Origin of the sequence: Kribbella sp. CA-253562, from assembly GCF_050942265.1 — a bacterium.
Taxonomy (GTDB): domain Bacteria; phylum Actinomycetota; class Actinomycetes; order Propionibacteriales; family Kribbellaceae; genus Kribbella.
Genome location: NZ_CP192049.1, coordinates 7,528,721 through 7,553,586, shown reverse-complemented (window position 1 = coordinate 7,553,586; position 24,866 = coordinate 7,528,721). Strand labels below are relative to the sequence as shown.

The window sequence follows — 24,866 nt, the reverse complement described above, 5'->3', positions numbered from 1 at the left end:
GACTTCAATCTTCACCGCTAAACTAGTGCGGTCGGAGTTCGGTTCCAACCCGGGGTCCCCCGGTCGGTTGCGCTCACTTTGACCCCGACGTGTCCCCGCCGGTATTCTGGGCTGCTGTTGTGCGTTCCTGGTTTGCACCGGTCCCCGGTGACACCGCTCGCCGACGCATCATTTTTGTCAACCTCTGAGAAACGAAGGTCAACGACCGTGCGCACGTACAGCCCGAAGCCTGCTGACGTCACCCGTGAGTGGCACGTGATCGACGCCACCGACGTCACGCTCGGTCGGCTCGCCGTCCAGATCGCAACTCTTCTGCGGGGCAAGCACAAGCCGACCTTCGCCCCGCACATCGACGGCGGCGACTTCGTCGTCGTCGTGAACGCGTCCAAGGTCGCCCTGTCCGGCACCAAGCGGACGGACAAGCTGGCCTACCGCCACTCGGGACACCCGGGTGGCCTGACAGCCACGCCGATCGGCGAGATCCTCGACAAGGACCCCCGCAAGGCCGTCGAGAAGGCTGTCTGGGGGATGCTGCCGAAGAACCGTCTCAGCCGGAAGCTGCTCAGCAAGCTGAAGGTGTACGCCGGTCCGGAGCACCCGCACACGGCGCAGCAGCCGAAGCCTTTCGAGATCACCCAGATCGCCCAGTAGAGCGATCGACGAGCCAGGTAAACGAGGATTTCCAGCGTGAGCGACGTCACCACCACCGAGACCGAGAACGACCTTGAGGTCCCCATCGACACCGAGGGCCCGGTCGCGTACACCTCCGAGACGAACCCGAGCCCGGAGCAGCGCGCCGAGTCCGGCCGCGTCGCGGTGATCAACCCGGCCGGCGCGACCGGTCGCCGCAAGGAGGCCGTCGCCCGCGTCCGCCTCATCCCCGGCACCGGCAACATCACCGTCAACGGCAAGCCGATCGACGTGTACTTCCCGAACAAGGTTCACCAGCAGCACGTGAACGAGCCGTTCGTGGTCGCCGGTCTCGAGGGTTCCTACGACGTGATCGCCCGGATCAACGGCGGCGGCATCACCGGCCAGGCCGGTGCGCTGCAGCTCGGGATCGCCCGCTGCCTGAACGCCGCGGACGAGGAGGCGAACCGTCCGGGTCTGAAGAAGGCCGGTCTGCTCAGCCGCGACGCGCGGATCAAGGAGCGCAAGAAGGCCGGTCTCAAGAAGGCCCGTAAGGCTCCGCAGTACAGCAAGCGCTGATTTCCTGATGGCGCGTTTGTTCGGCACGGACGGTGTCCGTGGACTGGCGAACGTGGACCTGACCGCGGAGCTGGCGCTCGACCTCTCGGTCGCCGCCGCTCACGTACTCGGCGAGGCCGGTGCCTTCGAAGGGCACCGGCCACGCGCCGTTGTGGGCCGGGATCCGCGTGCCAGTGGTGAGTTCCTGGAAGCCGCCGTGGTGGCCGGTCTGGCCAGCGCGGGCGTCGACGTCGTCCGGCTCGGCGTCCTGCCGACCCCGGCGGTCGCGTACCTGACCGGTTCGACCGGCGCCGATCTCGGCGTGATGCTGTCGGCCAGCCACAACCCGATGCCCGACAACGGCATCAAGTTCCTGGCCCGGGGCGGGATCAAGCTCGACGACAAGATCGAGGACGCCATCGAGGCCCGGATGGGCGAGGAGTGGCAGCGCCCGACCGGCAAAACCGTCGGGCGGGTGCTCGACGACGGTCAGGGCTTCGAGACCTACGTGGCGCACCTGGTCCGGTCCGCGCCCAACCGGTTCGACGGGCTCAAGGTCGTGATCGACTGCGCGAACGGTGCCGCGTCCCTGACGGCACCGGAGGCGCTGCGCCGGCTCGGCGCCGAGGTCGTCACGTACGCCGCGAGCCCGGACGGGCTGAACATCAACCTCGACTGCGGCTCCACGCACATGGAGGGGCTGCGTCGCGAGGTGATCGGCCACGGTGCGGATCTCGGCATCGCGCTGGACGGCGACGCCGACCGCTGCCTGGCGGTCGACGCCGGCGGCGAGCTGATCGACGGTGACCAGATCCTGGCCGTCCTGGCGCTGGCGATGCGCGACAGCGGCCGGCTGGAGAACGACACCGTCGTGGCGACCGTGATGAGCAACCTCGGCTTCGTCCAGGCGATGGTCCGCGAGCGGATCGCGGTCGAGCAGACCAAGGTCGGCGACCGGTACGTGCTGGAGGCGATGAAGGCCGGCGGCCACAAGCTCGGCGGTGAGCAGTCCGGGCACGTGATCCTGTCCGACCACGCCACCACCGGCGACGGCACGCTGACCGCCGTGATGTTGCTGGCCCGGGTCGCCCAGACCGGCAAGTCCCTGCGCGACCTGGCCGGCGTGATGACGCGCCTGCCGCAGGTCCTGGTCAACGTCCCGAACGTCGACAAGACCCGCGCCGGCACCGACCCGACGGTCCAGTCCGCCGTCACCGAAGCGACCCGGCGTCTCGGCGACACCGGCCGCGTCCTGCTCCGCCCGTCCGGGACCGAACCGCTGGTCCGGGTGATGGTCGAGGCCGAGTCCTCCGACACCGCCCACGAGGTCGCCCACGCACTGGCCGACGTCGTCGCGGGCGCACTGAAGCTCTGAGCACGAGCGCACGCCCCGGCGTACTCCGAACCTGGGGTTTCGCCGGGGCGTTCGTCGTCGTCGCGGTGCTCGTCGCCGCCGACGGGTTCGCCACGGGCCGGCCGGTGATGGCATTCGCCGCGATCGCCGGCTTCGGCTTCCTCGCCGCGATCATGTCCCCGCTGGCCTTCCCCCGCTCCACCACGGCCGCCGAGGCCCAGCGCCGCGCCGCCGCCGACGGCCGCCCGATCATCTACTGGCGCCCCGGCTGCAGCTTCTGCCTCAACCTCCGCCGAAAACTCGGCCGCCACGCCCGCAAGGCGCACTGGGTCAACATCTGGTCCGACCCCGAAGCCGCCGCCGTCGTCCGAACCCTGGCCAACGGCAACGAAACCGTGCCCACCGTCGTCACCCCCGACGAACACCAGGTCAACCCCAACCCCACCTGGGTCCTGAACCACCTGCGCTGAACCACCGGCAGCAGTTCGTCATTGCCGGCGAAGAACTTCGGTACGTCGTCAGCGCGCTCTGTCCGTCCCGGCGTGCGCCCGCACCGGGGGACCGAGTCGGTCAAGCGGCGGGACCGGATCGCCAACGTCGTCGGCAGGCTCGACATCGCGGCGATCGTGGTGGTTGGTACGCCGATGACGAGCACCAAGCAGGAGCGGGCGCGACGGTGCTGCCTGGAGCGGCCGCTCTACGAGTTGGACGCTCTCGGCGTGCGGGAGGTTTGGCTGGACTCGCGTCGCGAGGTACAAGACGGACGAGACCTCGCATTGCTCGACAGCGCACGTGACAAAGGCATCGTGTCCAGGGAAATGGTGATCGGCTTCGCCCGGTCGGGTGCGTTGAGGCCGGAAAGCGCGAAAGCTGGGGCCCGTCGTTCCGGCGGGGAGCCCAGCTTCACTTCTCTCCAAGCAGCACCTGGGGAGCTGGTTCAAGCCTTGCACAGGCGCGGGCGTCTGTCAGCCGGATCGGTGATCTGCCCCGAGGTGCCCCAGAAGCTGCCCTGATGTGCCCGGTCAGGGGAGTAGCGACACCTGGTAGTGGGTGATCAGCCAGGTGCCGGCGGTCTTCTTCAGCAGGAGGCTGAGGTTGACGGTTTTGGTGGGGCGGTCGGTGAAGGCGAAGTCGACGGTGAGGTAGCCGAGGATCAGGTTGTCGGTCAGCTGCTTGGTTTCGAGGATCTTGTATGTCGCGGTCATGCCGAGGGGCTGGGCGGCGTAGTACGTCGCGACGCCCTGGGGGCCGATGGTGTACGGGTGCAGGCCCTGGAAGATCGCGTCGTCGGTGAAGTACGACGCGACGCGCTCGGGATCGTGGGCGTCGACGGCGTCGCGCCACTGGTCGGCGACGGTGGTCAGGATCTCGGTGGTGGTGGACACGGTGAATCTCCTAGCGGTGAGAAGCGGTGGCTGTGGCGGCTGCGAGGGTTACCAGGGCGGCGCCCAGCAGGAGCGGGGTGTGGTAGCCGTGGTGGAGGAACGGGTTGACGGCGAGCGGGCCGATGACCTGGCCGACGCTGTAGCCGGTGGTGAGGATCGCGACCGAGCGGGTGATGCGCAGGTGGGCGCCGATCGCGAGCACGGTGGTGTTGACGCCGAGGAACGTCGCGCCGAACAGCGTCGCCGAGATCAGCGCCGGTACGACGCCGCCGGCGACCGCCGGCAGGGCGATTCCGGCGGCCTGGATGAGCAGCGCGGCGACGAGCAGCGTCCGGCGGGACCAGGTGTGACTGAGCCAGGCCCAGAAGGCGGACGACGGCAGAGCGGCCAGGCCGACGAGGATCCACGCGCCGGTACCGGCCCAGCCGGGTGCTGTCTGGTCGATCGCGGCGACGAGGAACGTACCGGCGATGATGTAGCCGACGCCCTCGAGCGAGTAGCTCGTCAGCAGGAAGGCGAAGGAACGCCGCGCAGTGGGATCGGGCCGGACCCGCTCGGACCGGGCCGGTGAACCGCTGGTGTGCAGCGGCCACGCGAATGCGGTCAGCGCGGCCGTGAGGGCGGCCGCGCTCCACCAGGCCTGCTGCCAGGTGCCGATCGCGCGAATTGCCAGTACGGCGGCGCCCGACAGCGCGATCCCGGCGCCGACGCCACCGATCGCCCAGCCGACGGCGTGCGGCGGGAGATCGGTGAGCATCGTCGTCGACGCGGAGACGAAGATCATCGCGCTCGCGACGCCCGCGATCAGCCGGAGCACGGACCACCCGGAGGCGGTTGTTGCTACCGGCATCAATGCGAGCGTCGCGACGAGCAGGAGCAGTGAGAGCCGCAGCGTCGTCCGCGAGCGAACCAGCCCCGGTACGGCGATCGCCGCGACCGCGCCGACCAGGTAGCCGAGGTAGTTCGCCGTGGCCAGCCCCGCACCGAGCCGCGGGGACAGGCCCATCAGCGGCAGGATCGGCGTGTAGACGAACCGGCCGATCCCCATCCCCGCCGCCAGCGTCGCCGCGCCGCGAGCCGCCGTCCGCCACGGCGGCACGCCCGCCGCGGACGGGGAGGACAGGAAGGACGGGGAGGGCGGAGACGGGGAGTACGCGGAGGGCGGGGAGGCGGGGGAGGAGGGGGAGGAGGGGGAGGAGGAGGGGACGAGGAGGAGATCGCCGCCGCCGACCCCGGTACCGCCGTGTCCGACGACGGAGAGGCTGCAGCCGCCGTCGACGGGGTCGCCGGAGGCGCAGCCGACGGCGCCGACGCGCCCTCGGACGCCCGTGGGAACGACGGCGGAATGCTCATCGCTTTCCTCCTCCTCTCACACCGCAAAGCTCAGTGGCCCGCGCTCTGGCCGCCGTCGACGTGCAGGACCTCGCCGGTGGTGAACTGCGCGTTCTCCAGGTAGAGCACCGCGTCGGCGACCTCCTCGACGGTGCCGATCCGGCCGACCGGGTGCAGGCCGGCCAGGGCCTCGTGCGTTTCGGCCGGGTGCATCGGGGTCTCGATGATGCCGAGGGCAACGGTGTTGACGCGGATGCCGCGGGCGGCGTACTCGATCGCGAGCGACTTGGTGACCGCGTTCAGTCCGCCCTTGGTCAGCGAGGCCAGCGCCGACGGCACGGAGGTGTTCGCGTGGTCGACCAGCGACGTCGAGATGTTGACCACGTGCCCGCCGCCACCGGCCAGCATCGCCTTCACGGCGTGCTGCGTGACCTCGAAGAACCCGCGCAGGTTCACCTCGGTGACCCGGTCGAAGTCCTCGTCGGTGTAGTCGGTGAACGGCTTCGCGACGAAGATGCCCGCGTTGTTGACCAGCGTGTCGACCCGCCCGAACTCGGCCAGCGCGGCCTCGATCACCTGGCTGCCGACGCCGACGGCGGAGATGTCGCCGGGCACGGTCAGCACCAGCGGATCGCCGGACGGCGTGATGGAGCGCGAGTTGGCGACCACGGCGTAGCCGAGCTTGCGGTACGCCGTCACCAGCCCTTCGCCGATGCCCTGCGAGGCGCCCGTGATGACAACTACCTTCTGTGTGTTGGTGTCCATGTCTTGAGCGTTGCTCGCGCGCGGGCGATTCAGAACGACCGAGTTCCTCTCTGCTGGGAGGCCGCGGCTCCGACCGCCGTACGATCGAGCCGTGGAACTGCGCCAGCTCCGGTACTTCGTCGCGGTCGCCGAGGAGCTCAACTTCGGCCGGGCCGCCGCGCGACTGCTGATCGCGGGCCCGTCGCTGTCGCAGCAGATCAAGTCGCTGGAACGCGATCTCGGTGTCCAGCTGTTCGAGCGCGACCGCCGGTCGGTGACGCTGACGCCGGCCGGTGAGGCCCTGCTGCCCAAGACCCGGGCGCTGCTCGAGCAGGCCGACGCCTTACGCCGTACGGCGGCCGGCCTGGAGGGCGCGGACTGCGTGCGGCTCGGTTACGTGAGCTGGCACCCGAAGGACCTCGTCACCCGGACGACGGGCGTCGCGCACCTGATCGTCGATCCGTGGGTGATGCCGTCGCACACTCAGGCGAGCCGGGTCGCCGACGGCAGCATCGATCTGGCGATCTGCTGGATCCGGACCGAGGACCTCGCGGCGCAGGGGCTGCGGGCCCGGCTGATCGGCGCCGACCGCCTGTTCGCGCTGAGCGCCACCCGCGGCAGCAAGCCGGTCCGGGCCGAGGACGCCGTGCTGCTGGTGGACGCCAACAGTTCGGCCTGGTCGTCGTGGAACGCCTACGCCGAGGAGTTCGCGGCCGCCACCGGAGCCGGGATCGAGCGGATCAACGACGAGGGCATCACCGGTCCGGCGTTCTTCGAGCACGTCCGTCGCCTGCGTCGTCCGGTGATCAGCTCGCCGAAGCGGACCGGGATCGCGGTGCCGCCCGATCTCACGCAGCGCAAGGTCGTCGACCCGGCGCCGTACTGGACCTGGGCGCTGGTGTCCCGCCGCGACGAGACCCGCGCGTCGGTCCTGGCCGCGATCGAGGCTCTCACCCCCGACGGCGAACGCCATGGCCTCGACGACCAGGATGGCTGGCTCCCGGCCGCCGATCCGTTCCGCTGACGCCCGGAATTCAAGCAAGCGTTGGGTGCGGTGCGTTGCCGGGGGATGCCAGCCGGTGCAGGATGAATCCCCGTTTCCTCTTGACCCGCCTCAGTGACGTGGGTAACTTTCGCGTTCAGGGGGACGGATGTAATTCAATTACCTGAGGGGTCGGTCATGTCCGCGTTGCGCCGCTCTGCCATCGCCACTTTTGCCTCTGTGACCGCCGCCGCGACCGTGGCCGCGCTCGCACCGACGGCCGCCGTCAGCGCGCCACCACCAGAACTGAAGCAGGACCAGCCGATCACCAGCCCCGAGCAGGCCGCGAAGGCGCTGCACGGGATGACGCTGGAGGAGAAGATCGGCCAGATGTTCGTGCTGTTCGCCTACGGCCCGGACGCGAACAAGCCGGACCCGCGCAACACCAGCCTGTACGGCGTCGCGACGCCGGCCGAGGTGGTCGCGAAGTACAAGCCGGGCGGCTGGATCTACTTCAACGCCCGCGACAACGTGCAGAACCCGACCCAGCTGGCGACGTACTCCAACCAGCTGCAGACGGCCGCGCTGAACACCGGCGTGCACGTGCCGATGACGATCGCCACCGACCAGGAGCAGGGCGTGGTGGTCCGGATCGGTCCGCCCGCCACCCAGTTCGGCGGCAACATGGCCCACGGTGCCTCCCGCAGTACGGCGGACGCCCGCACCGCGGCCGGGATCACCGGGCGCGAGCTGAAGGCGATGGGCATCCGGCAGGACTACGCGCCGGTCGCCGACGTGAACGTGAACGCGCTCAACCCGGTGATCGGCGTCCGCTCGTTCTCCAGCGACCCGCAACTGGTCTCCGACATGACTGTGGCCCAGGTCCAGGGCTACCAGCGTGACGCCGGGATCACGGCGACCGCGAAGCACTTCCCGGGCCACGGCGACACCGTCGACGACAGCCACACCTCGCTGCCGACGATCAACCACACCCGGGCCGAGTGGGACGCGATCGACGCGCCGCCGTTCAAGGCCGCGATCAAGGCCGGCATCGACTCGATCATGACCGCGCACATCTCGGTGCCCTCGCTGGACCCGTCCGGTGACCCGGCGACGCTGAGCAAGCCGATCATGACCGGCGTGCTGCGCAAGGAGCTCGGCTTCAAGGGCCTGATCATCACCGACGCGCTGGAGATGGCCGCGGTCCGGGCCAAGTACGGCGACGCCGAGGTGGCGATCCGCGCGATCGAGGCCGGCGCCGACCAGTTGCTGCTGCCGCCCGCTCCGGACGTGCAGTTCAAGGCCGTCGTGGACGCGGTGAAGTCGGGCCGGATCAGCGAGCGCCGGATCGACGAGAGCCTGCTGCGGATCCTGCTGCTCAAGCTGAAGAGCGGCGGCCTGCTGCGCCCGTTCGTCGACCCGGCCCAGGTCCCCGCCAAGGTCGGTACGCCGGAGCACCTGGCCACCGCCCAGCAGATCGTCGACAAGTCGATCACGCTGGTCAAGAACGACACCAGCACCCTCCCGCTCAGCAACACCCCGCGGAAGGTGCTGGTCACCGGGTGGGGCGTCGCCACCACCCAGTCGCTGGCCAACAGCCTGACCAAGCGCGGCGCGACCACCACGGTCGCCCAGACCGGCGCGGCTCCGACCGACGCCGCCATCGCCGACGCCGTCACGAAGGCCCAGGCCAACGACGTCACCGTCGTCCTGACCCAGAAGGCGTGGGACACGAAGGTCACCGACAAGCTGGCCAAGCAGCAGAAGCTGGTCAAGGACCTGCTCGCCACCGGCAAGACCGTGATCGTCGTCGCCGTCCGCGACCCGTACGACATCGCGTACTTCGACCAGGCGCCGACCTACGTGGCGACCTACGGCTACCAGGCGGTCTCGATGGAGTCCCTGACCAAGGTCCTGTACGGCGAGATCGCGCCGACCGGCAAGCTGCCGGTCGACATCCCGGTCGCGGGTCAGCCGGCCACTCCGCTCTACCCGTTCGGCCACGGGCTGTCCTGGTGAGCCGTCCGACCCGGCGTACCGTCCTGGGCCTGGCTGCAGCGGCTGTCGCCGGTGCGGCCGGGCTCCGGCCTGGTGTCGCCGCCGCCTCGAACCCGGGCCGCGCGCACGGCTGGGCCACCGCGACGCTGGCGCGGATGACGCTGGAGGAGAAGGTCGGCCAGCTGTTCGTCACCTACGCGTACGGCGCCACCGCGAGCACAGCGGACCAGCGCAACGTCACCGCGTACGGCGTCGCGACGCCGGCGGACGTGGTGGCCAAGTACAAGCTGGGCGGCGTCATCTACTTCGCCTGGACCGACTCGGTCGCCAACCCGCCGCAGATCGCCGCACTGTCGAACGGGCTGCAGCAGGCCTCGCTCGCGGTCGGCGAGAAGGTCTCGGTCCCGCTGCTGATCAGCACCGACCAGGAGCACGGTGTCGTGTTCCGGGTCGGTCCGCCGGCCACGCAGTTCCCCGGCGCGATGGCGCTCGGGGCGGGCCGCAGTACCGCCGACGCCCGGGAGGCCGCGACGATCGCCGGGGCGGAGCTGCGCGCGGTGGGTGTCAACCAGGCCTACGCGCCGGTCGCCGACGTCAACGTGAACGCGCTCAACCCGGTGATCGGGGTGCGCTCGTTCTCGTCCGACCCCACGCTGGTCGCCGAGCTGACCGCGGCCCAGGTGACCGGGCTGGAGAGCGGCGGCGGGATCGCGTCGTGCGCCAAGCACTTCCCGGGCCACGGTGACACCCATGACGACAGCCACACCGCGCTGCCGACGATCGACCACACCCTGCAGGAGTGGACCACGATCGACGCGCCGCCGTTCGAGGCCGCGATCAAGGCGGGCATCGACTCGATCATGACCGCGCACATCGTGGTGCCGTCGCTGGACCCGTCCGGCGATCCCGCCACGCTGAGCAAGCCGATCATGACCGGCATCCTGCGCGAGAAGCTCGGGTACGACGGCGTGGTGATCACCGACTCGCTCGCGATGGCCGGCGTCCGGCAGAAGTACGGCGACGCCGAGGTGGCGGTGCGCGCGCTCGAGGCCGGTGTCGACCAGTTGCTGATGTCGCCGGCGATGGACGTCGCCTACAACGCCGTCCTGACGGCGGTCCGGTCCGGCCGGATCACCGAGCAGCGGCTCGACCAGAGCGTTTACCGAGTGCTGCGGCTGAAGCACCTCAACGGTGTCGTGGACGAGCCCCTGGTGGACGTCGCGGCGGTGTCGTCGGTGGTCGGGACGCCCGAGCACTACGCGGCCGCGCAACGCATCGCCGACCGGACCACGACGGTGGTGAAGAACGAAGCGGGCCTGCTGCCGCTGAGCGCCGGACCGCGCAAGGTGCTGGTGACCGGGTACGGCGTGGCCACCACCCAGACGCTGGCCAACCGGTTGACCGCGCGCGGCGCCACGACGACCGTGCGGCAGACCGGCGCGACCCCGTCGGACACCGCGATCGCCGGTGCGGTCGCGGCGGCACGCGCGAACGACCTGACCGTCGTGCTGACGATGAAGGCCTGGGACACGGCGGTCACCGACAAGCAGGGCAAGCAGCAGAAGCTGGTCAAGGAGCTGCTCGCGACCGGCAAGCCGGTGATCGTGGTCGCCGTGCGCGACCCGTACGACATCGCGTACCTCACCGCCGCGCCGACGTACCTGGCCACCTACTCGTACGCCGACGTCTCGATGGAGTCGCTGGCCAAGGTGCTGTACGGCGAGATCAAGCCGGCCGGCAAGCTGCCGGTCGACGTCCCGGTGGCCGGCGACCCCTCGACCGTTCTCTATCCCTTCGGACACGGACAGACATGGTGAAGCGGTTCCTGGTCCTCCTCGCCGCCCTGACCCTGCTCGCCGGCGTCACCCCGGCCGTTGCCGACGGCAACGCACCGGCGGTGCCGCTGCGGGTGGCGACGTACAACATCCACGCCGGCGCCGGGCACGACAACGTGTTCGACCTGGATCGCACCGAGACCACGCTGCGCGCGCTGGACGCCGACGTGATCGGCCTGCAGGAGGTCGACGTGCACTGGAGCGAGCGCTCACAGTGGCGTGACCTGGTGAGCGAGCTCGCCGGCCGGCTCGGGATGCGGGCCGGTTTCGCCCCGATCTACGACTTCGACCCGTTGCGGCCGGGGGAGCCTCGCCGGCAGTACGGGCTGGCGGTGCTGTCGAAGGCGCCGATCCTCGACGTCCGCAACCATGACCTGACCCGCCTGTCGACGCAGGACCCCGACGCCGGCCCGATGCCGATGCCGGGCTTCCTGGAGGCGGTGATCCAGGCCAAGGGTGCTCGGGTGCACTTCTACGTGACGCACCTGGACTACCGCGCCGACCCGTCGCTGCGGCGGACCGAGGTGGACGAGACGCTGAAGATCCTCGCCGCCGACCCGGCCGGCGCCAACCAGGTCCTGGTCGGCGACTTCAACGCCGAACCGCAGGCGCCCGAGCTGGCCCGGCTCTGGCCCACCCTGACCGATGCCTGGACCGCGGCGCCGGTCACCGCGGGCAACCCGTTGACCTATCCGGCGGCGACGCCGGTCAAACGCATCGACTACATCACCGTGTCGGACGGCGTCGGAGTGCTCCGCGCCGAGGTTCCGGCTTCCCCCGCACTTCTTGCCGCGAGCGATCACCGGCCCGTCGTGGCCGACCTGTCGCTCGCCCGTGGATCGGAGGTCCACTCATGACCGTTGGACGTCGCAGTTTCCTGGCCGGCGCCGGCGCCGGTGCCGTCGGCGCCGCGCCGCTGCTCGGGGCCACCGCGGCCCAGGCCGCGCCGGACCCGGCCAGGAAGCGGAAGGTGAAAACCGGCGCGCAGGTGCTGGCCGACTCCGGCTGGGCCGCGCTGGCCGGCCAGAAGGTCGGCGTGTTCAGCAACCCGACCGGCATCCTGAACGACCTGAGCCACATCGTGGACACCATGCACGCCTCCGGCAAGGTCAACGTGGTCGCCGTGTTCGGCCCCGAGCACGGCTTCCGCGGCAGCGCGCAGGCCGGCGGTTCCGAGGGCGACCACGTCGACCCGCGGACTCAGATCATGGTGTACGACGCCTACGGCGCGAACGCGGCCAAGCTGCAGACGCTCTACACCAGGTCCGGCGTGGAGACCGTGGTCTTCGACATCCAGGACGTCGGCGCCCGGTTCTACACCTACATCTGGTCGATGTACGAGGCGATGGTCGCGGCCGCGAAGAACGGCCTGAAGTTCGTCGTGCTGGACCGGCCGAACCCGGTCGGAGGGTTCGCGGCCGGCCCGATGCTCAAGCCCGGCTACACCTCGGGCGTGGGCAAGGAGGAGATCATCCAGCAGCACGGGATGACCGTCGGCGAGCTGGCCCGGCTCTTCAACGCCGAGTACCTGGCGCTCGACACCGGCGGCCCGGTGGTCCAGGACCTGCAGGTGATCGAGGTTGAGGGCTGGAAGCGCGACCAGTTGTTCGCCGAGACCGGCCTGCCCTGGGTGATGCCGAGCCCGAACATGCCGACGCCCGACACGGCCCTGCTCTACCCGGGCACCTGCCTGTTCGAGGCGACCAACATGTCCGAGGGCCGCGGCACGACGCGGCCGTTCGAGCTGATCGGCGCGCCGTACATCGACTACCGCTGGGCCGAGGCGCTGCGCACCAAGAACGTGCCGGGCATCGAGTTCCGCGAGGCGTACTTCACGCCGTTCATCAGCAAGAACGCGAACCTGCTCTGCGGCGGCGTCCAGCTGCACATCACCGACCCGCACCAGGTCGACCCGATCCTGGCCGCGACCCACATGATGATCGAGGCCAAGCGGCTCTACCCGCAGTTCGCCTGGCGGGCGGAGAACCCACCCGGACGGTGGATCGACCTGCTGACCGGCTCGGACCGGTTCCGGACCATGTTCACCGCCGGCGCCTCGGCCGAGCAGATCGTCGCGGCCTGGCAGCCGGAGACCGCCGCGTGGAACGCGCGCCGGGCCCAGTACCTGCTCTACAAGGGAGCGCACCGATGAGGCGTGCGGCAGCGACCGCGGCGGTCGCTACCCTGATCCTCACCATGGCTACCCCTGCAGTTGCTGACAGCAACCGATCCGCCGGCCGCTTCGACCGCCCGTACGAGGGCTACGCCCCGAAGGGCACGCTGCTGCGCGACGCGACGCCGGCCAAGGCCGGTCTCGACCCCGCCCCGATCGACGCGGCGCTCGCGCAGGTCGCGGGCTGGACCAAGCCGAACGGCACCGCCAAACCCCTGTACGCCGGTGCCGTCACGCTGCTCGGCCACGACGGCAAGGTGGTCGCCCGCGAGGCGACCGGCATGGCCGTCAAGTACGCCGACGGCGCCGGCACCGAACTGCCCGCCGACCAGCAGATCCCGATGCGTACCGACACGATCTTCGACATGGCGTCGGTGTCGAAGCTGTTCACCTCGATCGTCGTGCTGCAGCAGGTGGAGAAGGGGCGGATCGGGCTGGACACGCCGATCGCCCAGTACGTGCCGGAGTTCGCGGCGAACGGCAAAGAGACGATCACCGTTCGCCAGGCGCTGACGCACACCACCGGCCTGCCGTCGTGGCTGCCGCTGTGGAGCGCGCAGCCCGACCCGGCCTCGCGGATGCAGATGGCGCTGACCGCGAAGCCCACCAGCGCACCGGGGACGACGTACCTCTACAGCGACCTGAACCTGATCGCCCTGGGCGAGGTCGCGCACCGGGTCTCCGGCAAGACGCTGGACAAGCTGGTTGCCGACGGCATCACCAAACCGCTGCAGATGAAGGACACGGGCTACAACCCGGACCCGAAGAAGAAGCCGCGGATCGCCGCCACGGAGTTCCAGGCCTCGCCGCCGCGCGGCATGGTCTGGGGTTCGGTGCACGACGAGAACGCGTGGTCGCTCGACGGCGTCGCCGGGCACGCGGGCGTGTTCAGCACCGCCGACGACCTGGCCGTGCTCGCGCAGGCCTTCCTGAACGGCGGCAGCTACCGGCACGCCCGGATCCTGAAGGAAAGCTCCGTCACCGCGATGATCACGAACTTCAACCAGGGCTTCCCGGGCAACGACCACGGCCTCGGCTTCGAGCTGAACCAGCGCTGGTACATGGGCGGCCTGTCCGGTCCGCGCACGGCCGGCCACACCGGCTACACCGGGACGTCGCTGGTGATCGACTTCGACTCCCGCTCGTTCGCGATCCTGCTCACCAACCGGGTGCACCCGAGCCGCAACTGGGGCAGCAACAACCCGGCCCGGCGCGCGGTCGCCCAGGGGCTCGCGCTGTCGCTCGGGGTCGCGCCGCGGCACGGCAAGGACGCCTGGTTCTCCGGCACGACCGACGCCAGTACGACGACGCTCGCGCTGCCGGTCGCCGTACCGGCCACGGGGGCGAAGCTGGCCTTCGACCTGTTCGTCGACACCGAGAACTCCGACCTGCTGTACCTGGAGAGCTCGACCGACGGCACCACCTGGACGAAGGTGCCGTTCACGGTGCTCGACCGGGGCGCGGTGGGCGACACCGACGGCTCGATCAGCGGTTCCGGTGACCGGCACTGGCACCAGGTGTCGGCCAACCTGACCGGCGGCGACCAGACGATCCGCTGGCGTTACGCCTCCGACCCGCTGTACCAGGGGCGTGGCGTGTACGTCGACGGCGTCCGGATCACCGACGGCCACCAGGTGCTGTTCGACGGAGAACGTCATCCGGAGGCTTTTACCGCAACAGGTTGGAGACTTTCGCGTCGGTGACCCCGTCCGGTGCTCGTTCGCCGTACCGTGGCGTCATGACTTCCACGACCTCTCCAGAACCCACGGGGCCGCTGCTGGTCCGGGTCCGCGCGGTGATGCCCGCGCTGGCCCCGGCCGAGCAGCGGGTGGCGAACGCGGTGCTCGCGGACCCGGCCGGCGTGGCGGCGATGACGATCTCCGAACTGGCCGAGGTGGCCTCCACCTCGGAGACCACGGTCATCCGGTTCTGCAAGCAGATCGGCGTCCCGGGCTACCCGCAGCTGCGGCTGCAGTTGGCCGCCCAGTCGGCGCAGGAGATGGTCCGGCCCGAGGTCGGCGGCGACATCGAGCCGGGTGACTCGCTCGACGACGTGGTCGGCAAGGTCGCCTTCGCCGACGAGCGGGCGGTCCGCGAGACCGCCCAGCAGCTCGACGTCGAGGCGCTGAGCAAGGTCGTCGCCGCGGTCGCCAAGGCGCCGCGGGTCGACCTGTACGGCGCGGCGGCGAGCGCGTTCGTCGCGCTCGACCTGCAGCAGAAGCTGCACCGGATCCGCCGGGTCGCGTTCGCCTGGTCCGACGTGCACGTGATGCTGACCAGCGCGGCCCTGCTGAACGACGGCGACGTCGCGATCGGGATCTCGCACACCGGCACCACGGTCGAGGTGATCGAGGCGCTGGAGGAGGCCAAGCGGCACGGCGCCACCACAGTCGCGGTGACCAATTTCCCGCGCTCGCCGCTGGCCCAGACGGCCGATCTGGTGCTCACCACGGCCGCCCGCGAGACGACGTACCGGTCCGGCGCGATGTCGAGCCGGATCGCGCAGTTGATGGTGATCGACTGCCTGTTCATCGGGGTGGCCCAGTCGGTGCTGCCGGACGCCCGCAAGGCGCTCGAGGAGACCGCGACCGCGGTCCGCGGGCACCGGGTGAAGAGTTCCGTCAACGATCCACAGAATTGAAAAACGTTCAGTAGAAAACTAACATCGATGCTGTGATCACTCCCACGGAACAGCGCAATCCCCGGACGCTGGCGATCGACGCCGTGGGGACCCCCGAGATCCTGCGGATGATGAACGCCGAGGACGCGCGCGTCGCGGACGCCGTGGCGGCGGTCATACCGGCCCTGGCCAAGGTCGTGGACGCCGCGGTCGCTGCGGTGCGGGCCGGGGGCCGGGTGCACTACTTCGGCGCCGGGACGTCCGGCCGGCTCGCGGTGCTGGACGCCGCCGAGCTGCTGCCGACGTTCCACGCGCCCGACGACCTGGTCGTCGCGCACCACGCCGGTGGCATGCCGGCCCTGCTGCGCGCGGTCGAGAACGTCGAGGACTCCGAGGACGGCGGCGCGGCCGACGCGGCCGAGGTCACCGGGCTGGACGTGGTGATCGGCCTTGCGGCGTCCGGCAGTACGCCGTACGTGGCGGGAGCGCTGCGGTACGCGCGGTCGGTGGGTGCGACGACGGCGCTGATCACCTCGAACCCGCAGGCCCCGCTGGCGCCGCTGGCCGACGTGCTGATCGCGGCCGACACCGGGCCGGAGGCGATCGCCGGATCGACGCGGCTGAAGGCCGGGACCGCGCAGAAGATGATCCTGAACGCGTTCTCCACCACGCTGATGATCAAGCTCGGCCGGACCTGGTCGAACCTGATGGTCGACATGGTTGCCACCAACAACAAACTGCGCGGCCGGATGCTGCGGATCCTGGCCGAGGCGACCGGGGCGGACGCCGACGCGTGCGCGGCCGCACTGGCCGACGCCGACGGTGAGCTCAAGCCGGCGCTCGTGCACCTGCTGACCGGAAGCCCGGTCTCCGCCGCGCGTGAGGCGCTGGCCGAGGCCGACGGCCGGGTCGCGGTGGCGCTCGGCAAGCTGGGAGCGCCGGCCTAAACGGTTGGAGTGTCCGGCGTACCGGTCCCTACAGTGAGTCGGTGAGCACACCGGAGCGAGTGGACCCGCACGACACCTCTGCCTACAACGCCTGGTACGACGCGTTCAGCGTGGCCGTGAACGACGACCGGCCGTACGCCGTGCTGTGGAGCCGCGACGAGCTGCGGGTCGGGCTGGTTCAGGACAGCGCCTACTGGGCGAAGGAGATCTGGGCGCTGCGGGACGACGCCGGGGAGATCGTCGGCACGCTCTTCGTCGAGCTGCCGCTGCTCGACAACACCTTCCGGCTGAGCGCCACCATCGGCGTACTGCCGCAGGCCCGCCGGCGTGGCCACGGCCGGACCCTGGGCCGCCTGCTGGAGGACCGCGCCCGGCACCACGGGCGCACGAGACCCTCGTCGCCCAGCTCGACGTCCCGATCCGCCCTGAGGCGCCTGCTGGTGTGGAGGCGGGCGAGCAGACAGCTGGGCAGGCGTTCGCGACGGCACTGGGGTTCTCGGCGGCGAACTTCGAGATGCACCGGGTGCTGGAACTGCCGTTCGAACCCGCCGTACTGGAGCAGTTGGCCGCGAAGGCGGCCGAGCGCCACGACGGCTACGAGCTGCGCACCTGGCGGGATCGTTGCCCCGACGACCTGCTCGACGAGTTCGGGGCGCTGCTGAGCACCTTCATGCTGGAGGCGCCCCAGGGCGAGCTGGAGGTCGAGGCCGAACGGTGGGACGCGGCGCGGATCCGGGAGGCCGAGGAGCAGAGCCGCGCCCGCCGGCGCCACTCGTGGACCACCGTCGCGATCGCCCCGGACGGCACGCTGGCCGGGCACACCGAACTGCACCTCGGCGACGACGACCCCGGCAAGGTCTTCCAGTCCGGCACGCTGGTGGCGCGCGCCCACCGCGGCCACCGACTCGGCCTGGCGCTGAAGGTCCGCAACCACCTCGAGCTGCAACAGGTGCACGGCGGCCCGATGGTCGTGCACACCTGGAACGGCGAGCAGAACACCGCGATGAACGCCGTCAACGCCCAACTCGGCTTCCGCCCGGTCGAACGGGCCGAGGAGTGGCAGCGGCGGGACTGAAATTTTGGCTGAACAGCTGGATCAAACGGAGATTTGACGCACTGCGGGTTTCCCTTCGGGGGGACCCGCAGTGTTGCTTTTCCTAACCTGTGGTGGTTCGTACGCCGGTTTGATGGGCGATCGAATGTTTGGTTTGCGGGGCTTTTCTGAAGGGTCCGGAAATGCGTTCGGCATGGTATCGCGAAGGGTAATTGCGTCATCACTTTGGGTCCGTAGCGCACGCTGCGTTCCGTGTCGTATCGTCGCGTCATCGCCAGGCCTTGGTGGGGGTGCTGGTGCTTCGAATCCTTTCTTTTCAAGGCGAACTCGGAGCCCTGATGACCATGGACGGTGCTGTCGTGGTGCCCGGAACCACCGTGGGTGCCCAATGGGTCGACGATCTACTGCTGGCTGGGCCCGCCAGTGACGTGTGCTTTTCGCTGCCGGCTCCGGTCGACCGCGGAATGCTGCGCCGGCTGGTGCGGGACCGGCAGGCCGAACTGGCCGAGTCCGGTTTACGGGCCGGTGGTGCCGCGGCATTGCGTTTACCGCCGTCATTGGCTTTTGTGACGCATTTGCTGGCCGTGTGGCGCAGCGGTGGGCAGGCGATCCTGCTCGACCACCGGCTGACCGACTACGAGGTCCGGCGGGCGATCGAGCGGCTGGTGCCGCAGGTCGTCGTGTCGCCGCAACGGCCGGTCGCCTCCGGGCTGCGCACGTTCGTCGACGTCGACACCGACGTCGCGAGTTACTCGGGTCATCCGGCCGGTACGGCGCACACTGTCGTCCAGCTCAGCTCTGGGTCGACCGGACCGTCGAAGGTGATCGGCCGGACCGCGGAGGACCTGGTCGAGGAGGTGCTGCGCTACACCGAGATCGACGGGGTGCCGCAGCCGGGCGAGCGGATCATCCTGCTGCCGTCGATGGTGCACGTGCTCGGGCTCGTCGGCGGGCTGCTCTACGGGTTGCACGCGGGCGTCGAGCTGGTACCGCCGGCGCGCCTGACCGGCGACGCGATCCTGCAGGCGATCGCGAGTGGGACGAAGCCGGCGACGGTGCTCGGAGTGCCGTTCCACATCGGGCTGCTGGCGTCGGTGGAGGATCCGCCGGCGCTGCCGCAGTTCAAGCGGATGACGACCGGCGGGGAACTGGTCCCGGCGTCGGTGTCGTCGGCGTTCGAGCACAAGTACGGCGTACCGCTGGGCAACATGTACGGGATGACCGAGGTCGGGGTCATCGGCACCGATCTGTTCGGCGCCCACCGCCCCCAGGTCCGGCCCGCGCCGGGGATCGAGATCCGCGAGGTCGACGGCGAGCTGCGGGTCCGCCGGGCCGAGTCGCCGTACCTGGGGCTGTCGGATCCCGCCCGGTGGTCCGACGGCTGGCTGCACACCAAGGACGCCGGCGTGGTCGACCCGGAAACAGGTCTCGTCTCCATCCGCGGCCGCCTGGACTCGCAGGTCTCGGTCGGCGGCCTGAAGGTCGACCTGACCGAGGTCGAGTACACGCTGGGCACGTTGCGCGGAGTCGAGGCGGCGGTCGTCGTGCACGACGGAGCGATCACCGCGTACGTCCAGCTCAACCAGCCCCGCGAGATCCCGGCCCTGGAAGCCGAACTGGCCCAGCTGCTGGCGTCGTACAAGCGGCCGCGGACGCTGCGGATCGTGGCTCAGTTGCCGCGGACAACCACGGGGAAGCTGGTCCGGGATCTGACCGTACTGCGCAAGGTGGTCCCCTGATGGAGCACCACCTCGGTGACGCTCCTGGGGAACGCCAAAGCCAGCACCACGTCGAGGTCGGTGTGCACGTGGACCACGAGCAGGGGCTCGGACGGCACGACATGAGCTACGAGCAACTGCTCGTCCATGGTCGGTTCGCCGGTCAGGACGGCGGGCATCTCCCGGCGGAGGCCCTGGTTTCTCAGGCCCTGGCCGAGGGCCTTGCCGACGGCTTCCTTCGCGGTCCACAGCCGCAGGAACGCCGCGGGGGAGTCGACGCGACCGGCCTCGGCCGGCGTGAACCAGCGGGCGGCCATCGCACCGACCGGGAAGTCCCGTCGGAGTTCGACGTCGACCCCGACGGGCCCCGTGTGGGTGGCGGCTACGGCGATGACGCCAGTGGTGTGGCTGAGGCTCACGTGCAGGCCGTCGACAACCGGACGGCCGGTGGCGGTGTGGATCAGCGGAGCGGCGTGGCCGAGGGACGTGGCGAGGTGGCGCAGCAGGTGGTGGGCGGCCGGGCGGGGGTTCTCGTCGGTGGTGCTCACCCAGACGTGCACGGGTTCCGGAGTGGGGCCCGCGGGTTCATTCACAGGGAGAAGGTAACGCGATGAAGGACGAGGTCCGCGAGTTCGTGCTCGCGCAGCTGGCCGACATGAACTACGACGTCGAGGGCATCGACGACGCGACGACGCTCGGACCGGCGGGGGTGGACCTGGAGTCGCTGGCGTTGGCGGATCTGTCGGTCCGGGTCGAGGACCGGTTCGGGGTGCGGTTCTCCGACGACGAGTCCGAGCAACTGGCGCTGATGACCGTCGGCGAGTTCACCTCCGAGGTGGCCGGCCGCGCCGCGCAGCAGGTCTGATGACTCAGCCGCACCTGTCCGTTCCGCCCCCGCCGGGGCGCGCCGAGATCGTCGACTGGCTGTCGGGTCTCGGCGAACGCCCGCCCGGCAGCGAGCGGATCGACTCGATGGAACTGGCCTGGCTGGTCCACCAGGTCGAGCAGCGCTACGCCATCGAGCTCGGCGACGAGCAGCTGGAACGCATCCACACCATCGACGACGCCGTCGCCGTCCTCGCGGAAGTGCTGACCAGCCATGTCTGAGCGTCGGCCGGTCGCGGTCACGGGTGTCTCGGTGACGAGTGCGTTGGGGCGTGGGGCGGAGGCTCAATTGGCCGCGGCACTGACCGGTACGGCGGCCTTCACGCAGGTACGGCGCTTCGACACCGGTCAGCGGCGGGTGACAGTGGCGGCGACCGCTACCGGCGTCGGCTCCCTCGAGGAAGAGTTGCTCGACGCAATCAGTGGTGCCTGCACGAATGCCGGCCTGACACCCGGACAGCGGGCGACGGCACCTCTGCTGCTGGCAGTGCACGGCCGGTCCGAGGCACGCAGGCTGGCGACCAGAGCACACCGGATCTACACCACCGCCTGCGTCTCCGCCAGTACGGCGGTCGCCGACGCCGCGACGCTGATCAGCCGCGGCGCCGTCGACCGGGTGGTTGTTGCCGCCGGCTACCTGGTCGAGTCGGACCAGTTCGCGCTCTTCGACGCCGGCCGGGCGCTGGCCGACGACGGCGTGGTCAGGCCGTTCAGCCTCGATCGCCGTGGTCTGTTGCTGGGCGACGGAGTAGCGGCGGTTGTCCTCGAGGCGGGGGAGGGGATCGCCGAGATCGCAGGCTGGGGACGGGCCGGCGACGCCTATCACCCCTGCCGCCCGGATCCCGACGGCCGCGGACTGTCGCGCGCGATCGAGTCCGCGCTGCGCAAGGCGGGCCTCCCGCCCGACGTGGTCGGTTACATCAACGCCAACGCGACCGGCACCAGCTTCAGCGACGCCTCCGAGGCCGCCGCGATCAACCGGGTGTTCGCGACCGACGTACCGGTCAGCTCGACCAAGGCCGTGCACGGTCACGCGCTGGAGGCGTCCGGGCTGCTGGAGTTGGTCCTCACCATCCAGGCGCTGCGGGAAGGCAAGTTGCCCGTCAACGCCGGTTTCACCACCAAGGACCCCGACTGCGCGCTCGACGTGATCGCCGACGCGCCGCGGCCGGCCGGCTCGGTTTACGGGCTGACGCTGAACGCCGCCTTCGGGGGCGCCAACACGGCGCTGCTGGTGCGTGCCGCATGAAACTCACGCTCGGACTCCCGGACCCCGTCGTGGTCACCGTCAGTCACTGGCCGCAGCCGGGTGACGACGCCGTGGCAGGTCCGCCAACGCTGCCCGGCTTCGTCGACTCGTCGTTCAGTCCGCTGGTCGCCGTCGTCGCCGAGCGCTGCTTCGCGCAGACCGCCGCGCAGGAACGCACCGGACTGGTCCTGGTCAGCCGCAGCGGCGACCTGGCCGGCGCCACGCACGTCCGCGAAGCCGTTGCTGAGGGCAAGCGAATCGGGCCGCTGCACTTCTTCCAGTCCGTCCCGAACTCGGTCGCCGGCTACGTCGCCGCCCGGTTCGGTCTGCGCGGGCCGGTGGTCTGCGTCAGCCCGCTGGACGATCCGCACCGGGCCGGACTGGACGAGGCCGCGCTGCTGCTGGCCGACGGCGAGGCCGACCAGGTCCTGATCGTCCTGGTCGAACAAGCAAGGACCGGCGACACCGCAGTCGCCCTGTTGGTGAGTGGGGGAGAACAGTGAGAACAAGCCTGCGGGCACGGCTGGCCGCGGACCCGTCCGTCGGCACCGGCAACGTCCTGGCCACAGTGATCGCGCTCGGCGCCGACCTGTCCGGGCCGGGCCTGACCTTCGACACCGCCGTCGACCACTTTCCGGCCGAGCACCCGCTCACGCTGGGCGAGCTCGACGACCGGGTCCAAGCCCGTACGGCGTGGCTGCACGCGCGGGGAATCGGCCGGCGGGACGTGATCGCGATCTGGGCGACCGACGCCGCCGACATCGTGCTGAGCTTTCTCGCGCTGACCCGGATCGGCGCGATCCCCGCGCTGCTGAACGGCAAGATGGCGCCCGCGATCGCCGCGGAGTACATCCGCCGCCTGCGGGTCAACGGCATCCTTGCCGACAGCACACATCGGGAGCTGCTCGACGGCCAGTCGGACCAGCCCGGGTCGTTGCACGGAGCCCCGATCCTGGGCACGCCGAAGGAGCTGGGCACCGGCGATCCGGCGAAGGCGCCCGAGCACTACCGGCACCACCGCGACGACCCCGTGGTGATCACCCACACCAGCGGCACCACCGGCGTACCGAAGGCGGTGCTGCACACCCACACCACTTTGTACGCCGCGCTCAAGCACCTGCTCACGATGCCGCAGGCCCAGGGCACCGACAGGATCCTGAACGCGCTGCCGATCCCGCACACCGCGACGATCCTGATGGTCAACCAGGTGCTCGGCAACCGCGCCGAGATGCTGCTGCTGTCCAGCCAGGACGCGCCGGTCGTGCTGGCCGCGATCGAGCGGTGGAAACCGCACGGTGTCTACGGGTTCGCGGTCACCTGGGCCGGGCTGGCCCGCGAGGACCTCAGCCGGTACGCCGTGGAGTCGGTGCGGCTGTGGTTCAACACCGGGGACTGCGCGCACGAGCCGCACATCCGCAAGCTGGTCGCGGCCGGGTCGCGGGAGACCGTGACGCGCGAGGGCCGGATCACGGTGCCGGGTTCGCACTTCATCGACGGGCTCGGGTCCAGCGAGATGGGGCACAACGGGTTCCACGTCACGCACACGCCGGACAGCACGCACTACGGGCGCTGCATCGGCAAGCCGTACCAGTTCGCCGAGGCCGCCGTCCTCGATGCCGCGGGCAACGAGGTGCCGGACGGTACGCCGGGCATGCTCGGCTTCCGCTCGCCGTCGGTGTCGCCGGGCTACTGGAACGACTCGGTGAACACCTACCGGTTCCGGTTGAACGGGTGGTTCCTGACCGGCGACCTGGCCTACCGGGACGCGAGTGGGAACTACTTCCACCTGGACCGGGTTCCTGACGCGGTGGCCGGGTTCGACGGACCGCAGCTGTACACGTCGCTGTCGGAGGAGCGCATCCTCGCCGCGCTGCCGGAGGTCCAGGACTGCACGGTGATCGTGGTTCCGGAGGGCGAGGGGTTCGTGACGGACGTCCTGCTGGAGCTGGCGCCGGACGCCGACGCCGACCTGGACAGGTCGGCGCAGATCCGGCGAGCGGTCGGGCCGGAGGTCGCCGCCACGATCCGGAGGATCGCGGTGGTCGGCGGCGACGAGGTGCCGGTGACCGTGACCGGCAAGGTTCGCAAGGTGGCCCTGCGCCAGGACCGGCTCGCCGGAGTGACGCCGTGACGACCGGGCGGGCGGTGACCATCACCGGAATGGGGTTGCTCACGCCTGTTGGGCGCGGCGCCGACGAGGTGTTCGACGCCCTGCTGCACGGGCGCTCCGGCATCAGCCGGCCACCGGAGGGGCATCCGGTCGCGCATTCGATCGAGCTGGCCGGATTCCTGGCGCCGGTCGACTCCGGCGAGATCACCAAGGGGCCCGACGGCAAGGTGATGGACCGCACGGTGATCCTCGCGCAGCTCGCCGCCGAGGATGCCCTGGCCGATGCCGGTCTGGTCGTCGGGCAGAACGTCGACCCGGACCGGATCGGCGTGATCATCGGAGGCGTCGGCGGCATGGCCACGCTGGAAAACCAGGTGCTGGCCCGCGCCGAGCGTGGCCGGGCCGCGGTCAGTCCGTATCTCCTGACCGGGATCCTCCCGAACATGCCGGCCGCTCGCGTGGCCATCCGGTTCGGCTTCCGGGGCTACACGAGTTCGGTCGGCACGGCCTGTGCGTCCGGCGCGCAGGCGATCGCCGACGCGGTGCGGCTGATCCGGTCGGGCGAGGCGGACGTCGTCCTGGCCGGCGCGAGCGAGGCTCCACTGTTCCCGACGTTCGCCGAGACCTTCGGCAACGCCCGCGCGCTGGCGCGAGGCTGGGACGACCCGACCGAGGCGAGCCGGCCGTTCGATCTGCGCAGGAACGGCTTCGTGCTGTCCGAAGGCGCCGGGCTGCTCGTGCTGGAGAGTGCCGAACACGCGAAGGCCAGGAACGCGCGTGGTTACGCGGACCTCGCCGGGTACGGCGTCAACGCGGACGCGCACCACCCGACGGCTCCGCGGCCGGACGGCACCGGCGCGGCCGACTGCATGCGTAAGGCGTTTGCCAGCGGCAACGTCACGCCCGAGCAGGTCGGCTACGTCAACGCGCACGGCACCAGCACCAAGCTCGGCGACGTCGCCGAAGCCACCGCGATCGCCCTGGCCTTCGGCGCCGCGGTCCCGGCGGTCAGCTCCACGAAGGCGCTGACCGGACACCTGCTCGGCACCTCCGGGGTGGTCGAGGCCGCCGCGAGCGCGCTCGCGGTCAGCCGCGGGGTGCTGCCGCCGACGTACAACCTCGACGATCCGGATCCGGCCTGCCCGCTGGATCACGTCCGGAAGGAACCGCGCGACGCGCGGCCGCAGTACGCGCTGTCGAACTCGTTCGGGTTCGGCGGCCAGAACGTGAGCCTGCTGCTCGGGCGAGCGAGCACGGCGAGCCGATCGAGCACAGCGAACAACCAGTGAGGG

25 protein-coding genes and 1 pseudogene are annotated in these 24,866 nt (G+C 70.5%); 22 read left to right on the top strand and 4 right to left on the bottom strand.

Translation table 11 applies throughout. From position 1 onward, the window contains the following. The first annotated feature begins 207 nt into the window (after positions 1-207). From rplM to ACQPXM_RS35745, 5 genes are all read left to right on the top strand, one after another. Entirely contained in the window at positions 208-651 is a 444-nt protein-coding gene (gene rplM, locus ACQPXM_RS35765) for a 50S ribosomal protein L13 (RefSeq protein WP_432942427.1), read from the top strand. Between the two features lie 36 nt (positions 652-687). Then, positions 688-1,209 (top strand): 30S ribosomal protein S9, encoded by a 522-nt coding sequence (gene rpsI / locus ACQPXM_RS35760; protein ID WP_432942425.1) that lies wholly within the window; start codon positions 688-690, stop codon positions 1,207-1,209. Positions 1,210-1,216: 7 nt separating this feature from the next. Beyond that, positions 1,217-2,563 (top strand): phosphoglucosamine mutase, encoded by a 1,347-nt coding sequence (gene glmM / locus ACQPXM_RS35755; protein ID WP_432942423.1) that lies wholly within the window; start codon positions 1,217-1,219, stop codon positions 2,561-2,563. A gap of 65 nt (positions 2,564-2,628) precedes the next feature. Further along, on the top strand, positions 2,629-3,012 hold the full coding sequence (locus tag ACQPXM_RS35750) for a glutaredoxin domain-containing protein (protein WP_432942421.1): 384 nt from the start codon (positions 2,629-2,631) through the stop codon (positions 3,010-3,012). Positions 3,013-3,033: 21 nt separating this feature from the next. Continuing rightward, positions 3,034-3,555 carry a hypothetical protein gene (locus ACQPXM_RS35745; protein WP_432942419.1) on the top strand — a complete coding sequence of 174 codons (522 nt, stop codon included), beginning with the start codon at positions 3,034-3,036 and terminating at the stop codon, positions 3,553-3,555. Between the two features lie 9 nt (positions 3,556-3,564). On the opposite strand, the gene ACQPXM_RS35740 is transcribed toward ACQPXM_RS35745, so the two are convergent. The 3 genes from ACQPXM_RS35740 to ACQPXM_RS35730 form a co-directional block, all read right to left on the bottom strand. Next, on the bottom strand, positions 3,565-3,927 hold the full coding sequence (locus tag ACQPXM_RS35740) for a YybH family protein (protein ID WP_432942417.1): 363 nt from the start codon (positions 3,925-3,927) through the stop codon (positions 3,565-3,567). Positions 3,928-3,937: 10 nt separating this feature from the next. Continuing rightward, complete coding sequence (locus ACQPXM_RS35735; protein ID WP_432942415.1) at positions 3,938-5,026, bottom strand: YbfB/YjiJ family MFS transporter; 1,089 nt, start codon at positions 5,024-5,026, stop codon at positions 3,938-3,940. 284 nt (positions 5,027-5,310) lie between these two features. Beyond that, on the bottom strand, positions 5,311-6,024 hold the full coding sequence (locus ACQPXM_RS35730) for an SDR family NAD(P)-dependent oxidoreductase (protein ID WP_432942413.1): 714 nt from the start codon (positions 6,022-6,024) through the stop codon (positions 5,311-5,313). Positions 6,025-6,115: 91 nt separating this feature from the next. On the opposite strand from ACQPXM_RS35730, the gene ACQPXM_RS35725 reads away from it, so the two are divergent. The 11 genes and pseudogenes from ACQPXM_RS35725 to ACQPXM_RS35675 all read left to right on the top strand — a co-directional run bounded on the left by ACQPXM_RS35725 (position 6,116) and on the right by ACQPXM_RS35675 (position 19,351). Further along, positions 6,116-7,027: a LysR family transcriptional regulator gene (locus ACQPXM_RS35725; protein ID WP_432942411.1), complete on the top strand. Its 912-nt coding sequence runs from the start codon at positions 6,116-6,118 to the stop codon at positions 7,025-7,027. Positions 7,028-7,225: 198 nt separating this feature from the next. Continuing rightward, entirely contained in the window at positions 7,226-9,004 is a 1,779-nt protein-coding gene (locus ACQPXM_RS35720; RefSeq protein WP_432942409.1) for a glycoside hydrolase family 3 protein, read from the top strand. Next, on the top strand, positions 9,001-10,800 hold the full coding sequence (locus tag ACQPXM_RS35715) for a glycoside hydrolase family 3 protein (protein ID WP_432942407.1): 1,800 nt from the start codon (positions 9,001-9,003) through the stop codon (positions 10,798-10,800). The genes ACQPXM_RS35720 and ACQPXM_RS35715 overlap by 4 nt, the downstream gene beginning before the upstream one ends. After that, positions 10,794-11,675, top strand: coding sequence for an endonuclease/exonuclease/phosphatase family protein (locus ACQPXM_RS35710; RefSeq protein ID WP_432942405.1), 882 nt, complete (start codon positions 10,794-10,796; stop codon positions 11,673-11,675). Before ACQPXM_RS35715 ends, ACQPXM_RS35710 begins: the two co-directional genes overlap by 7 nt. Further along, positions 11,672-12,970 carry an exo-beta-N-acetylmuramidase NamZ family protein gene (locus ACQPXM_RS35705; protein WP_432942403.1) on the top strand — a complete coding sequence of 433 codons (1,299 nt, stop codon included), beginning with the start codon at positions 11,672-11,674 and terminating at the stop codon, positions 12,968-12,970. The genes ACQPXM_RS35710 and ACQPXM_RS35705 overlap by 4 nt, the downstream gene beginning before the upstream one ends. Before the next feature lie 44 nt (positions 12,971-13,014). Beyond that, positions 13,015-14,694 (top strand): serine hydrolase, encoded by a 1,680-nt coding sequence (locus ACQPXM_RS35700; RefSeq protein WP_432942401.1) that lies wholly within the window; start codon positions 13,015-13,017, stop codon positions 14,692-14,694. Between the two features lie 35 nt (positions 14,695-14,729). After that, on the top strand, positions 14,730-15,632 hold the full coding sequence (locus tag ACQPXM_RS35695) for a MurR/RpiR family transcriptional regulator (RefSeq protein ID WP_432942399.1): 903 nt from the start codon (positions 14,730-14,732) through the stop codon (positions 15,630-15,632). A gap of 32 nt (positions 15,633-15,664) precedes the next feature. Then, on the top strand, positions 15,665-16,558 hold the full coding sequence (gene murQ, locus ACQPXM_RS35690) for an N-acetylmuramic acid 6-phosphate etherase (protein WP_432942397.1): 894 nt from the start codon (positions 15,665-15,667) through the stop codon (positions 16,556-16,558). A 41-nt stretch (positions 16,559-16,599) separates the two neighbouring features. Next, a pseudogene (locus ACQPXM_RS35685) lies at positions 16,600-16,884 on the top strand (GNAT family N-acetyltransferase); the annotation flags it as partial. Between the two features lie 116 nt (positions 16,885-17,000). Further along, positions 17,001-17,633 (top strand): hypothetical protein, encoded by a 633-nt coding sequence (locus ACQPXM_RS35680; RefSeq protein WP_432942395.1) that lies wholly within the window; start codon positions 17,001-17,003, stop codon positions 17,631-17,633. Positions 17,634-17,950: 317 nt separating this feature from the next. After that, a complete protein-coding gene (locus ACQPXM_RS35675; RefSeq protein ID WP_432942393.1) occupies positions 17,951-19,351 on the top strand; it encodes a class I adenylate-forming enzyme family protein in 1,401 nt (466 codons plus the stop codon). On the opposite strand, the gene ACQPXM_RS35670 is transcribed toward ACQPXM_RS35675, so the two are convergent. Then, positions 19,282-19,923, bottom strand: coding sequence for a 4'-phosphopantetheinyl transferase family protein (locus tag ACQPXM_RS35670; RefSeq protein WP_432942391.1), 642 nt, complete (start codon positions 19,921-19,923; stop codon positions 19,282-19,284). The genes ACQPXM_RS35675 and ACQPXM_RS35670 overlap by 70 nt on opposite strands. A 17-nt stretch (positions 19,924-19,940) precedes the next feature. On the opposite strand from ACQPXM_RS35670, the gene ACQPXM_RS35665 reads away from it, so the two are divergent. Genes ACQPXM_RS35665 through ACQPXM_RS35640 form a run of 6 tightly spaced genes read left to right on the top strand, consistent with a single transcriptional unit; the run spans position 19,941 to position 24,863 of the window. Next, positions 19,941-20,195: an acyl carrier protein gene (locus ACQPXM_RS35665; protein ID WP_077019285.1), complete on the top strand. Its 255-nt coding sequence runs from the start codon at positions 19,941-19,943 to the stop codon at positions 20,193-20,195. Then, positions 20,195-20,437 (top strand): acyl carrier protein, encoded by a 243-nt coding sequence (locus tag ACQPXM_RS35660; RefSeq protein ID WP_432942388.1) that lies wholly within the window; start codon positions 20,195-20,197, stop codon positions 20,435-20,437. The genes ACQPXM_RS35665 and ACQPXM_RS35660 overlap by 1 nt, the downstream gene beginning before the upstream one ends. After that, positions 20,430-21,464, top strand: a complete 1,035-nt coding sequence (locus ACQPXM_RS35655; protein WP_432942386.1) for a beta-ketoacyl synthase N-terminal-like domain-containing protein — start codon at positions 20,430-20,432, stop codon at positions 21,462-21,464. The genes ACQPXM_RS35660 and ACQPXM_RS35655 overlap by 8 nt, the downstream gene beginning before the upstream one ends. After that, the gene (locus tag ACQPXM_RS35650; RefSeq protein ID WP_432942384.1) at positions 21,461-21,967 is read left to right on the top strand and encodes a beta-ketoacyl synthase chain length factor; all 507 of its coding nucleotides are present in this window, start codon (positions 21,461-21,463) and stop codon (positions 21,965-21,967) included. Before ACQPXM_RS35655 ends, ACQPXM_RS35650 begins: the two co-directional genes overlap by 4 nt. Next, complete coding sequence (locus tag ACQPXM_RS35645) at positions 21,964-23,595, top strand: class I adenylate-forming enzyme family protein (protein ID WP_432942382.1); 1,632 nt, start codon at positions 21,964-21,966, stop codon at positions 23,593-23,595. The genes ACQPXM_RS35650 and ACQPXM_RS35645 overlap by 4 nt, the downstream gene beginning before the upstream one ends. After that, entirely contained in the window at positions 23,592-24,863 is a 1,272-nt protein-coding gene (locus ACQPXM_RS35640; RefSeq protein WP_432942380.1) for a beta-ketoacyl-[acyl-carrier-protein] synthase family protein, read from the top strand. Before ACQPXM_RS35645 ends, ACQPXM_RS35640 begins: the two co-directional genes overlap by 4 nt. Positions 24,864-24,866 lie beyond the last annotated feature (3 nt).

Excerpts from the sequence above, each read along its gene's own strand:
- glmM (WP_432942423.1), top strand. The coding sequence starts at position 1,217 with ATGGCGCGTTTGTTCGGCACGGACGGTGTCCGTGGACTGGCGAACGTG.
- ACQPXM_RS35730 (WP_432942413.1), bottom strand. The coding sequence starts at position 6,024 with ATGGACACCAACACACAGAAGGTAGTTGTCATCACGGGCGCCTCGCAG.
- ACQPXM_RS35710 (WP_432942405.1), top strand. The coding sequence starts at position 10,794 with ATGGTGAAGCGGTTCCTGGTCCTCCTCGCCGCCCTGACCCTGCTCGCC.
- ACQPXM_RS35705 (WP_432942403.1), top strand. The coding sequence starts at position 11,672 with ATGACCGTTGGACGTCGCAGTTTCCTGGCCGGCGCCGGCGCCGGTGCC.
- ACQPXM_RS35700 (WP_432942401.1), top strand. The coding sequence starts at position 13,015 with ATGGCTACCCCTGCAGTTGCTGACAGCAACCGATCCGCCGGCCGCTTC.
- ACQPXM_RS35695 (WP_432942399.1), top strand. The coding sequence starts at position 14,730 with ATGACTTCCACGACCTCTCCAGAACCCACGGGGCCGCTGCTGGTCCGG.
- ACQPXM_RS35675 (WP_432942393.1), top strand. The coding sequence starts at position 17,951 with ATGACCATGGACGGTGCTGTCGTGGTGCCCGGAACCACCGTGGGTGCC.
- ACQPXM_RS35665 (WP_077019285.1), top strand. The coding sequence starts at position 19,941 with ATGAAGGACGAGGTCCGCGAGTTCGTGCTCGCGCAGCTGGCCGACATG.
- ACQPXM_RS35660 (WP_432942388.1), top strand. The coding sequence starts at position 20,195 with ATGACTCAGCCGCACCTGTCCGTTCCGCCCCCGCCGGGGCGCGCCGAG.
- ACQPXM_RS35655 (WP_432942386.1), top strand. The coding sequence starts at position 20,430 with ATGTCTGAGCGTCGGCCGGTCGCGGTCACGGGTGTCTCGGTGACGAGT.
- ACQPXM_RS35650 (WP_432942384.1), top strand. The coding sequence starts at position 21,461 with ATGAAACTCACGCTCGGACTCCCGGACCCCGTCGTGGTCACCGTCAGT.